The organism is Nostoc sp. (assembly GCF_036917195.1).
Classification (GTDB): domain Bacteria; phylum Cyanobacteriota; class Cyanobacteriia; order Cyanobacteriales; family Nostocaceae; genus Nostoc.
This window is the reverse complement of the sequence record NZ_JBALDG010000019.1, coordinates 39388-50237: the sequence shown is the minus strand read 5'-3', so window position 1 is coordinate 50237 and position 10850 is coordinate 39388. Positions and strand designations below refer to the sequence as shown.

The 10850-nt window shown below is 40.4% G+C and carries 13 protein-coding genes and 2 pseudogenes; 8 read left to right on the top strand and 7 right to left on the bottom strand.

Annotated features, from left to right (window positions below):
• Positions 1–784: 784 nt before the first annotated feature.
• Positions 785–934 carry a hypothetical protein gene (locus tag V7K40_RS05985; RefSeq protein WP_334957628.1) on the top strand — a complete coding sequence of 50 codons (150 nt, stop codon included), beginning with the start codon at positions 785–787 and terminating at the stop codon, positions 932–934.
• 65 nt (positions 935–999) lie between these two features.
• On the opposite strand, the pseudogene V7K40_RS05980 reads toward V7K40_RS05985, so the two are convergent.
• The 5 genes and pseudogenes from V7K40_RS05980 to V7K40_RS05960 form a co-directional block, all read right to left on the bottom strand.
• Positions 1000–1569 (bottom strand): annotated as a pseudogene (locus V7K40_RS05980) (IS982 family transposase); the annotation flags it as partial.
• 15 nt (positions 1570–1584) lie between these two features.
• Positions 1585–1782, bottom strand: coding sequence for a hypothetical protein (locus tag V7K40_RS05975; protein ID WP_334957626.1), 198 nt, complete (start codon positions 1780–1782; stop codon positions 1585–1587).
• A 33-nt stretch (positions 1783–1815) separates the two neighbouring features.
• A complete protein-coding gene (locus V7K40_RS05970) occupies positions 1816–1968 on the bottom strand; it encodes a hypothetical protein (protein WP_334957624.1) in 153 nt (50 codons plus the stop codon).
• A gap of 1105 nt (positions 1969–3073) precedes the next feature.
• A complete protein-coding gene (locus tag V7K40_RS05965) occupies positions 3074–3868 on the bottom strand; it encodes a peptidylprolyl isomerase (protein ID WP_334957622.1) in 795 nt (264 codons plus the stop codon).
• Positions 3869–4290: 422 nt separating this feature from the next.
• Positions 4291–4665 (bottom strand): cytochrome c, encoded by a 375-nt coding sequence (locus V7K40_RS05960; protein WP_273762279.1) that lies wholly within the window; start codon positions 4663–4665, stop codon positions 4291–4293.
• A 210-nt stretch (positions 4666–4875) separates the two neighbouring features.
• Here V7K40_RS05960 and petG point away from each other — a divergent pair, with 210 nt between their 5' ends.
• Positions 4876–4989: a cytochrome b6-f complex subunit PetG gene (gene petG, locus V7K40_RS05955; RefSeq protein WP_063721252.1), complete on the top strand. Its 114-nt coding sequence runs from the start codon at positions 4876–4878 to the stop codon at positions 4987–4989.
• Positions 4990–5093: 104 nt separating this feature from the next.
• Here the strand turns inward: petG and rsmD are convergent, their stop codons facing one another.
• Both rsmD and hisH read right to left on the bottom strand, forming a co-directional pair.
• Entirely contained in the window at positions 5094–5639 is a 546-nt protein-coding gene (gene rsmD, locus V7K40_RS05950) for a 16S rRNA (guanine(966)-N(2))-methyltransferase RsmD (protein WP_334957620.1), read from the bottom strand.
• A 94-nt stretch (positions 5640–5733) separates the two neighbouring features.
• Positions 5734–6369, bottom strand: coding sequence for an imidazole glycerol phosphate synthase subunit HisH (gene hisH, locus V7K40_RS05945; RefSeq protein ID WP_334957619.1), 636 nt, complete (start codon positions 6367–6369; stop codon positions 5734–5736).
• 142 nt (positions 6370–6511) lie between these two features.
• Here hisH and V7K40_RS05940 point away from each other — a divergent pair, with 142 nt between their 5' ends.
• The 6 genes and pseudogenes from V7K40_RS05940 to V7K40_RS05915 all read left to right on the top strand — a co-directional run bounded on the left by V7K40_RS05940 (position 6512) and on the right by V7K40_RS05915 (position 10384).
• Positions 6512–6646 (top strand): hypothetical protein, encoded by a 135-nt coding sequence (locus tag V7K40_RS05940; protein ID WP_334957617.1) that lies wholly within the window; start codon positions 6512–6514, stop codon positions 6644–6646.
• 553 nt (positions 6647–7199) lie between these two features.
• Entirely contained in the window at positions 7200–8567 is a 1368-nt protein-coding gene (locus V7K40_RS05935) for a DUF3370 domain-containing protein (protein WP_334957615.1), read from the top strand.
• A gap of 262 nt (positions 8568–8829) precedes the next feature.
• Positions 8830–9267: a response regulator gene (locus tag V7K40_RS05930; protein ID WP_334957613.1), complete on the top strand. Its 438-nt coding sequence runs from the start codon at positions 8830–8832 to the stop codon at positions 9265–9267.
• Positions 9268–9409: 142 nt separating this feature from the next.
• The gene (locus tag V7K40_RS05925; protein WP_334957611.1) at positions 9410–9616 is read left to right on the top strand and encodes a hypothetical protein; all 207 of its coding nucleotides are present in this window, start codon (positions 9410–9412) and stop codon (positions 9614–9616) included.
• 5 nt (positions 9617–9621) lie between these two features.
• A complete protein-coding gene (locus V7K40_RS05920) occupies positions 9622–9993 on the top strand; it encodes an AMP-binding protein (protein ID WP_334957630.1) in 372 nt (123 codons plus the stop codon).
• 4 nt (positions 9994–9997) lie between these two features.
• Positions 9998–10384 (top strand): annotated as a pseudogene (locus tag V7K40_RS05915) (transposase family protein).
• The last annotated feature ends 466 nt before the right edge of the window (positions 10385–10850 follow it).

Genomic DNA, 10850 nt, shown 5'->3' with positions numbered 1-10850 from the left:
CCGAACTCAGAGGTGAAACGCTGCTGCGGCCACGATAGTTTAGGGGTAGCCCTACGCAAAAATAGCTCGATGCCAGGTTTAATAATCTAACCAAAACCCCTAAGCTCACATCACGGCTTGGGGGTTTTTGTTTATGCTGAATTTAGTATTGGATAAATCACTATGATTTATGACTCAAGAATTTTGGGATTTAAGGAAGTCTATTCTTGATGGACAGAAGACTATCAAGCAATTAGTGCCTACTCATCTTCAGCTTTATCTTGAACAATGTTTTGTGCAATTAACCAATCGCTGTCTGGAGACAAACCAACCGAGCATTGCTGTATGCCCAACCCAAAGGTAAAATTGTATGCCCAAGATAGCTACCTGATTGTTTTTAAATAGTGCATAGATAGGCTCATAGCGTGTATCAACTAAGCCAGTATTAAAAGTTGCAAATTCTGCTGTCTCAAGAACCTTAGCTTTTTCTTGAGTAAGCCGATAGAAGGTATAGATAAGGTAATTGAAAAAATTACCTACTCTTCTACTACTTCAATTAAATAATCAAATCTTCAATTGATACACCAAAAGTACGGGCTACTTTTTGAACAGCAGTTAGATCAACCATATTTATCCCCGGATGGTCGGGCGTAACTTTTCATTGTGTTGTAGTTTACTTTGGCACGTTCAGCCAACTCTTTGATTGTCCAACTTCTTTCTGCTACAAGTTATCTAATCTTTAGTCTAACTAGCCCTATTTTTATCTTGACAAAGGCGAGATTCAACTTTTTAAATAATTAATGAGGTGGGATTCCACCTACTAACCCAAGTTGCGGGTTATCAGTCTCTGAGTGCTTCTCTTGCGAAGAACCGCGCGATCGCTAACAAGCAAGTGAGTGGGTGGTTGCACTACGCGCAACCACCATTTCAGCTAATTCAAAAACATAAATTATGAATTAAAGCATTAGATTTTACTTACTCTCTAAATGCCTGTTTAAGAGTAAATGCAAAAATAAATGCTTATAATTTCAGTAAAAACCATTGATAAGTTACCGCATGAATCGATTTTGGGAAAGTGCAATTAATAGTGCTAAACACAGTCTCAATATAATGTCTAGTAGATTGTTTGATGTACTGCTCCCAAGGTTTATCTTGACGCTTAGAGTTCTTTTTCCGCATGACTTTTAACGTGATTTGACTAGCATCGAAAAGACTATCTTCCGTGATGTAATCTGTATATGCAGAGTCACTATAAATCTCGCTACCAGGTGGCAGATTTAACGGTAAAGCATTCAAGCCACGTACATCACTTGCACTACCAGGCATCAACACAAATTCTACAGGTATACTACTTTTAGTCGTTAATAATTGAACTCTAACTCCATAGAAGTACCTTTTTTTGGATGCAATGTAACCTCTATAATTTTCTGACTTAATTAGCTTGACATCAAAGATACGAATATTATCACACAAGGCTACAGGAAATGAGTCTAAAAGATATTCAGTACAATCACTACTCTCTTTTAGTATCATTCCTATTTGATGAAATAAATCATTCATTAGCATTGATAGTCTATGTAATCGCCGATTAAATCGTGATTTTTATCACATATTTGGTATTAGTTGATGGTCTTTCATATAGCTACAAGCCCTGCTCTGATTACCATTAAAAAACATTGCCGCCACAAAAGCCGTTGTAATAATTTCTGCGTCAGTCATTTCTGTCCGGCAGTCTTCTTTGTGAGCGATCGCCTTGAGCAGGTCGTCGATGATAGCATAGATAACAATAGTTTTATTTAACACAAGCCCCTCCGATTTTTTCCTCTGGAGGGGATTTTATTGCTTTACTGACCCATGTGATCGCCTGAATAGATAACTAGCAACTTGGGTTACTATATGAACAACATCAAAAGCGATCGCTTGTCCAGCCTGGAAAACTAACAGAGCGATCGCTATTCCTAACACATCCCATAAAGCGGAAGGGATCAACCTATAATAACAATCTCAAAGCCAAAATCAAATAGTCATCCTTGGTGTATTATTCGACAACTACCCAATATACAGCGCCTGGTAGTAGCTCGGTTTCGTCGTTGGAATAATGCAGACGCCTATCTAGAAATTCATTCGGCGACTACTACCTGCTGCAAGTCATGTAATTGTTTTTGACTCAACGGTTCTAGAAATATTAGGAGAAGCCGAAAAGTCTTTGCTTAAACAACTCGTATAAGGTTGGAGCAACACGTCTCTCACCCTTCTCAACTTTGGAACAAACAGATTGGGTAAATGGGGGAAAGCGTTAGTCTCACCTCAATCTGATCACTCCTGGTTCGTTCATTTTCTAGGCGGTTAGAAAAAAGACGGAACGGAATAATTAGGGTTATAGCGGAATGGCACTAAGATAAGTCCAAAGTCTTGTTTTGCCTCGTTAAGAGCCTCCAGGCTGGGAAACTATTTTGGGAGGCTCCGCCTCCTCTTTCTTGACCAGAGGCAGAGCCTCTTGGAACTCGTTAAGAGTCTTCAGACTGGGAACAAGGTTACACAAGCCTTTCGGCTTTTCTTTGTGCCATTCGGTTATAGCGTTTATCCCAGATTGCGATTGCAAGCGTTGCGAATTAATCTTCAGTATTGGTTGACCATTTGCTACCATCCAAAAACTTGATTTTTCTCAAACCCTTATGACTACCTTATATCAAGTTCGGTTAAACACTTATAATATCTGTAGGTTGGGGAGCCACTGCGCCTTTGCGGTTTCCCGACTTGTTCGCGCAGCGTCTCCCTTAGGAGAAGCAAGTGGCGTTTAAGGAACGAAACTCAACATTAACAAGAAGTAAATGTTGGGTTTCACTGGCGTTCAACCCAACCTACATTGATAGATTTTATTATAAGTAATCACCCGAACTTGATATTATTTACCAATTTCTCTAACTTAAAAAAAAATGGGTCAACCGGGAGTGATCAAATGTGATTGATCATTTCACTCGACCTTCTTAATTTAGCCAAGTTCAGTAGAAAGCGATTAAAAAATGACTCTTCATATACATCTGTGATCGCTACCTTCGGTTTTAAAGCCAACTTTGGGATATGATTTCCATGCTTAGGTTAAAGGGTTATCACCCTCTCCCTGTCGTTGCGTGCCGCCCTGCCCTCGTGGTGCAGACATGATTTGCTTTTGCTGTTCTTGTAGCCAGGTTTCAAAGAGTTCATTTAACAGGCGCACTTTCATGAATTCATCTAGTTGTGCGGGGATAAATTTTTCCAGCCGCAAAATCACAAACCAGTCAGCGATGCGGGTAGGGGGCAATATCTGACCTGGTTGACTGCTAGAGAGCATTTGCACCATTACGGGATGTAGTGCATTCAGTTCAATCGGGCCTACTAAGCCACCAGTTTGGGCTTCTGGCCCAAGTGAGTATTCCCGCGCCAAATCAGCAAAAGAGTTTTCTTTTGCCTGAATCCGAAAGTAAAGTTCTTGGGCAATTCCCACATCCTGGGTTCGCAGTAGAGAATAAATTACTTTGTCCAGTTTTGCCTTGGACTGAAAAAAGTAGGATTCCAGTTTATTACCCCAAGTGGCTTGCTTGAATTTTTCAATTTTAAGCTTACGAGTGATAATAACTTCTAGTTGTTCGGGAATCACACCTTGATGTGTCATCCAAGCCTGGATGTCTTCTTCATTTTTGAATTGTTTTTCGGTGTAAAACTGCTGTTTAGCTTGGGCTACTTCCTCAGGTGTACATATTGCTACGTTCGCGGAGCGTGAGCTTTGATCTATCGCTTCATCAAGGATCAATTCCCGCTGCAACTGTGGCAGCATTTGGTAACTTGCCAGTAAGGAAATCAGTTCACTAGCTGTGATTGTACGATTACCGATTTGGATCGCTTCAGTCATTAGCTTTCGGGCATCTCAAGAATATCTGGTTTATCAAAGAAGCTGTACATAACCCATTCACTGGGAGCTTTTGTCTTAGTCCCACCGAGTCAGGTATGTTAACCTTACTTTCGCAATAATTAAATAGTGATTTGCTAATATATTTTAATATATACAGTTTATATAAGTTTTTATCAAAGATTCTACGTACATAGGATCAGATGTGAAGACGTTCAACTTACATGACAACGCCTGAATCACGGTTTTGTAAATACTCCAAAGAATGCTCAAAGACGATGTCTGGTGACAAGCCACGCTTGCCTTGCACATCTAGAAATTCTCGTCGTCTGTTAACAGTTATCAGAGATAGAAAAAGGCAGCATTGGGTGTGCTGCCTTTTTCCATGAGAGATTTATGTATCCTGTAACCAAAAATTCTAACCTCTACAACAACTTTAAATAGTTCAAAAGATCCGCCATTTCTTGTGCACTAGGCTGGAATTTGGGCATTGGCGGTGTTTCACCACTGATTACTTGGTGAATCAGTCCATATTGAGACTTGTGCTTTGAAACAGCTTGCAAACTGGGGCCTACTCGCCCGTCTGCTTCCAAGCCATGACAACCAGCACAGTTAATTTGAAAAATAGCGTGTCCTTGAACTGGGTTTCCTGTTAGGGACAGAACACTCTTAACGTATGGATCGGAGGCTTGAACCAACTGAACACCAAAAAAGCCCAAAGGGACTGCTAGCAGTATGGCCAGCGTCAATAAAACGATGCGCTGAATCAAAATTTCAGGTTTGGTAATCTGGTTATCCAAAAGGTTTGCGGTGAAAGTTTAGGTGTGCTAAAAAGTTTTCATTTCCTACACATAGCTTAAAAGTTCTTGATTGTGTCTGCAACCACAGAAGATAATTTTCTTGTGGGAAGTCATCCTCCAAAAAGGCTGTAGAGCGCAGGATTCATACCAAATTTGATAAAATCAAAAACAGGAAACGAATATTTAATAATTACGAAGAGGAGATTTACGGTGGTTGAACCCCTGCTATCAGGTATTGTCCTTGGTCTAGTTTTTGTTACTCTCGCCGGACTGTTTTACGCTGCCTATAAGCAATACAAGCGACCCAACCAGTTGGGGGGGTGAGAAGTGTTGAGTTATGAGTGCTGAGTTATGAGTGGGGGAGATAAGGGGGACAAGGAGGACAAGAAACAATTTTTTCCCCCTGCTTCCCGACTCACCCTCTTCTCTCATTCTAAAATTCTGTAGAAAGTAAGTGATGTGTTGCCATAAACTTTGTTGCGGCAAATTTCCCAAGCGGAAATCTCTGGCGGTGTCCAACCTTGTGAGCCGTGTTCAACTGCGATTTCGCCGCTAGAATCTAAAAGCTGATAGTGAGCGATCGCTTCTAAAACTGGCTGGTACAATCCACTGGCATAAGGTGGATCAAAGTAGATTCTGTCAAATTGCTTGCCTGATAAGGTCTTTAACTGCTGGATAATATCTCCCCACAATACCCGAAATTCTTGCTCGGCATTAGCTACCTGCTGCCAATTTTGTTGAATAGTGGCACAGGCTCGGCTCGATTGTTCAATTCCCACTACTAAGCTGGCTTCTCTACACAAAGCCTCTGCACCCATTGAACCAGTACCGGCGCACAAATCCAGCCAGCGACAACCTACTATTTCTCCCTGCCAAATATTAAAAACTGCTTCTCTGACTCGCGCACTGGTGGGTCTAGTTTCTTTTCCTGGTAAAGTTTTTAGCTGGCGATTGCCGTAAATTCTCAGACTCATAATGGATTAGTCGTTAGTCATTGGTCATTAGCCATTTTCATTTATTAACAAATGAAAAAGGACAAATAACAAAAGACAAATGACAAAAATAGTATTAGGCAGGAATTTTTTCGCGGACTTGAGCAACAAAATTAGACAGGATTTGCAATCCGATATTAGAGGATTTTTCGGGGTGAAATTGAACTGCAATCAGGTTTTCGTGGGCGATCGCAGCTGTGACGGTTTGACTCCCGTGGGTGACGGTTGCTGCACGGATTTGCTCTTCTATGGGGTCAACATAGTAGGAATGGACAAAATACACCCAAGGATCGGACGGTAAATGCTCCCACAAAATACTTTTTGGCTGAGTCACTTGCAGTTGATTCCAACCCATGTGAGGAATAGTGATGTCAGGTTCTGGACGAAACCGCCGCACTTTTCCTTTAATAATTCCTAGTCCTGGTTGGGTACCTTCTGCACTTGATTCAAAGAGAATTTGCAATCCTAAACAAATTCCCAAAAAAGGTTTACCAGATGCGATCGCTTCTTTAATAGGTTGTTCCAAACCACGTGATCGCAAGTGTTGCACTGCTGGATCAAATGCTCCCACTCCCGGTAGGACTATTGCATCTGCCTGCTCTAATTCCTTTGAAGAATAAGTAACATTAGGAGTTGCCCCAGCTTTTTCCAAGCCTTTGCAGACTGAGTGCAAATTTCCCATCTCGTAGTCTACGACCGCAATAACTGGCATTTACCTGCTCCTTGTAAATTTATTATCGAGGGTTTTTCTATTCTAAATAATATTTCTATTCTAAATAATATTTGTTATGAATAAAAGAATTCTATTAACTTCCTTTGACACTTGCTAAACGATCAACTGTCAAATTCTTCTGATGAATTTATTACTAGAAGTTACAAAACTCAAGTTGATACCCGGTGACTTAACTTTTTTGCGCCAGTTACCGGTAGATGTGCAACTTGCCAGTCATCAGGTAATTGAAAAAATCAATACAATCCAACCTGATTAGATCATCTGTTGTGGCATGGCTCCAAGCCGTACATAATTAAGTGTGCAAGCAGGTACTAGCTGTAAAGAAATTATTTTGCAGACAGAAGTCGATTTAGAAAAATTAGTGGTGGGAGCATTGGCAATTCAGATTAGCCATGATTGCGGTAAATTTGTTTGTGAACACGAGTGCGGATGCACTAGAAGGTGTTTACTATTCAGTATTGGACTACTTAAGTCAATCAATTTTGGATAATGGAATTGACGATAACGTAGTGTAAAGCCTGCGGCATAGCAACTCTTAGAGAGGCTGCGCCAACGCTTAGAGCGAGTTCGCGAGCGTATGATTGGATTTGTTCCACCCACGCTTGGACGGGGCATGAACCAAAAAATATCTATTATCTAAAATTGGCATGGTTAAAGCCAACTCACGGCGCGTTGTATCTTTGTCCACGTTCCGGTTCTCAATCAAGAGAATTTCATGGAAATTCTCTTTATTTCTTATTAATTATTAACAAATTGGCACTTTTATAAACTTATGAATATCTGTGATATTGGAAAAAATATCTAAGTGTATGTTGCCATTGCTACTGATTTTGCCAATTGCTCAATCAATTTCTGCTACACCACCACTTGAAGAAGTCCTGCAACCACAAGAAGTGCGTCCTTTACCAGGCAAGTTGGATACAGTGCCAACGTTTAACAGCAATAGTCCAGAATTGGTGTTGAAAGAAGGAATTTTACTCTCCACTTTTCCACCAGATGGCAAAAAAGTGCCAACAGCGCATCTGAATTTTCCCTTTCAGGGACGATTTGATATTTTTGCCCATCATGTTGCTAAGGCTGAACCACCAGAGAATTTGCGTTCGCTGTATCTAGGAATAATTTTGCACAACCCTGGTTCTGAACCAGTGAAGATAAATATTTGGCAGGCGGCGAGTTATTTGAGTCAACCGGATGCACCATTTATTCAGTTACCATCCTTTACCCAAAATCTTTTAGGTACAATCTTTGCGGGGCCAGGCGATCGCGTCATGTCTGATGTTTTAAGGGGACGGCGACAAGAAATTTTTCCTGCCCAAATTGAGATTCCACCAGGGCAAAGTCGAATGTTACTCAATCTGCCAATTCCTGTGCAGGGACTAACACCACCCGTGAATGGTCGGTCTACATTGATCCGATTGCAAAGTAATGGCACTGTCTATGCAGCTAGCCTAGCGATGTTTGCACGGGTGAATCCTGATGGCAGTGAGCGATCGCCTACTTTAGAAGAGTGGCAGAATTTACTAGATAATGGTAATTTGGCTGGGCCACGGGATAAAACTGCTACTCCCTTAGAGGAAACTGACAAACCAAAAATTTATGGGCGTGTTGCTGGAGTGGCTAGTGGTTCACGATGGAGAGCCTTGTTAGTAGATAATCCTAAAGCTAGGTATCTGACTATTCCCCAGCCTGGTCAAGTGTTTTCCTACGCTCTGAGTACCCTAGATGGCGGTACGTTAGGAACTGGTCAAATTCAAAGTGCACCCATGCTGGTGCGTTATCCTGACACCGCATATCGCGCTCATGGCAACTACGGAATTCAATATAATCTAAAGTTGCCCTTATATAATAATACTCAAAGTTTTCAAACTGTTAGTGTGTCGATGCAAACGCCACTAAAAGAGGAACAGTTAGGAAAACCAGGGTTACGCTTTTTGAGTACACCAGCCCGTGAAGTATTCTTCCGAGGCACAGTTCGAGTACGTTACAAAAATGACCTTGGTCAGCTGCAAACGGAGTATGTACATTTGGTGCAAAAGAGAGGTCAACCAGGAGAACCGTTAGTTTCATTAAATATGAAAGCTGGCGATCGCTCCTTAGTAGAAGTAGATTTTCTCTATCCACCGGATGCTACACCACCGCAAGTATTAACAGTGTCAACTCAAGCTGCACCTCGGTAATGATTGATAAGTAATGGGTAAGAGCTTTTCTCCAATTACCTATTACCAAAAAATATTAGTCAGATCATTCACAAAGTCTTACTGTTTACCAACTTGGCGCGGCTCAAAGGCACAACAAGGCGGTCAATGTTGCTCCATGAATTAACATTCTTCATATTGATAAGGCTTTTCACCCCAAGTTTGTGTATTTAGGGTGAATACTTATTCCGCTCCATGCGTTGCAATATAAATAGCAGACTATAGCAGGTAATAAAAGGACGGCATGGCAAGCGATCAAAAAATCAATCAAGAAACTGAGTTAAATTCGCTCCCGCTCCTTATTGGAACCCTGATTTTACTGGTAGAGGATGAGCCAGATATTGCAGATTTGCTCATCTTCATTTTAGAAGCAGCTGGTGCAGAGGTGATGGCTTTAACCGATGCAGAAGAAGCCCTTGCCTTGGTAGAATCGCTTCATCCCGATATTCTGGTGTGCAATGTGAAGTTGCCTGATCATGATGGAAATTGGTTAATTGAGCAAATTCGAGTGCATTCTTGCCTATCTCTAAGACAGTTGCCTGCGATCGCTATCACTTCTTATACACGGGAAGTCTCAAGTCATAAGGCTTTGAATGCTGGTTTTAATCGATTTCTAGTCAAGCTTGAGAGTCCAGAGTCAATCGTAGGTGAGATTGTTCACCTGCTATCTACCGATATTTAGATATAAATACTCGGTCTTGATCCATTCGTGAGAGGTTAACGTGAACTCGACGGATTGAAGAACGTACAAAAAATATCTCAAAGTAAAAACCTGCAAAAACACTGCTGAGTAAAGCTAACTTTTCTTTATCTAAGGAAACCCGATGATTTTTCGCAGTATAGAACCGAATATCTCCATCCCTGAACAGCCCTTAACGGAAATTGTCTTGGAACGAGCGATAGAATTCGCTGACAAACCAACGATGATTGACGGGCTAACTGGTCGAACGATAACTTATAGAGAACTAACAGACTCAATTAGCAAAGTAGCTGCTGGTTTTGCTGCGAGGGGTTTTCTAAGGGGGATGTAGTTGCTATTTATAGTCTTAACTGTCTGGAATATCCCATCGCATTTGGGGCGATCGCTAGTTTAGGTGGAGTTAGCACCACGGCAAATCCATCTTATACAGCTAGCGAACTTGTATATCAATTAAATGATGCTGGTGCTAAATATTTACTGACAGTACCAGAACTGCTAGAACGCGGATTAGAGGCCGCTAGTCAGTCAAAAGTTGAATCAGTATTTGTGTTTGGTAACGCTGCGGGTGCAATCCCATTTTATCTACTTTTAGAACATTGTGACTCAGTACCAAAAGTACAAATTAATCCAAAAGAAGACGCGGTTGCTTTGCCCTATTCTAGTGACACAACTGGTTTGCCTAAAGGTGTCACACTGACACACTTATGAATTAATTGTAGACAGCTACGAACAAGTCAGAGAAAGACCTGGAGATAATGAAGAACAAGAAAAATATTTTTCAGGTAAGAAGAGTAATCATACTTTTAAAAGTCAAATGATTGTCATGCCTGATGGTAGAGATATTGTTGATATTGTGGCAGGAGAACCTGGTCCAGAAAGCGATATAACTATATTCAAGGAATATCGCTCATTTGACCCATAACAAAGATTTCAAGGAAATAAAGCATATGTTGGAGAAGATTTAATTACAACCATTAAAAAACCAAGAAACCGAGAACTAACAACTGAACAAAAAGAACAAAACAAAGAGTTTTCAGCCAACCGAATATTCGTTGAGCATCGAATTCGGTTAGTCAAAGTATTTCGAGTTATCCAATAAAAATTTCGGCTAAATCCTCAAAAATATGAACAAGTAATGTTGACGATTTGTGGATTAGTAAGATTCCAAATTAGGGCGCTAATATTACCAGGAGAAATATCCTCTATGTCATCGGGTTAAAATTAACGCATATAACTAAATATTTTTGCCTAATTATCAACAGCAAATGTCTCGAAACTTTATTTTATCGTAGATACTAGCTAATTTACTATAATTGTATTTATGCCCTATAACCTAGTTATACAAAGGGTTTGATTATTTTCGGAGATGTCTAATATTAAAATCTATAATAAAAACCAATTAATATTTGTATTGACTATAATATACTATATAGAGTAAGCTAAGAAGCTTTTTTAGCAAGAGCTTATTCATTATGGTAAAAATGTAATGTGTATAGATTTCAGTGCAGCAAAGTACAGTACCATTGCTGCGTAGTATTTGTGTCCCAAGTATTTTTGGTAGGAGT

Coding starts and splice junctions, on each gene's coding strand:
- V7K40_RS05965 (WP_334957622.1), bottom strand. CDS start 3,868: ATGACTGAAGCGATCCAAATCGGTAATCGTACAATCACAGCTAGTGAA.
- rsmD (WP_334957620.1), bottom strand. CDS start 5,639: ATGAGTCTGAGAATTTACGGCAATCGCCAGCTAAAAACTTTACCAGGA.
- hisH (WP_334957619.1), bottom strand. CDS start 6,369: ATGCCAGTTATTGCGGTCGTAGACTACGAGATGGGAAATTTGCACTCA.
- V7K40_RS05940 (WP_334957617.1), top strand. CDS start 6,512: ATGAATTTATTACTAGAAGTTACAAAACTCAAGTTGATACCCGGTGAC.
- V7K40_RS05935 (WP_334957615.1), top strand. CDS start 7,200: ATGTTGCCATTGCTACTGATTTTGCCAATTGCTCAATCAATTTCTGCT.
- V7K40_RS05930 (WP_334957613.1), top strand. CDS start 8,830: ATGGCAAGCGATCAAAAAATCAATCAAGAAACTGAGTTAAATTCGCTC.
- V7K40_RS05925 (WP_334957611.1), top strand. CDS start 9,410: ATGATTTTTCGCAGTATAGAACCGAATATCTCCATCCCTGAACAGCCC.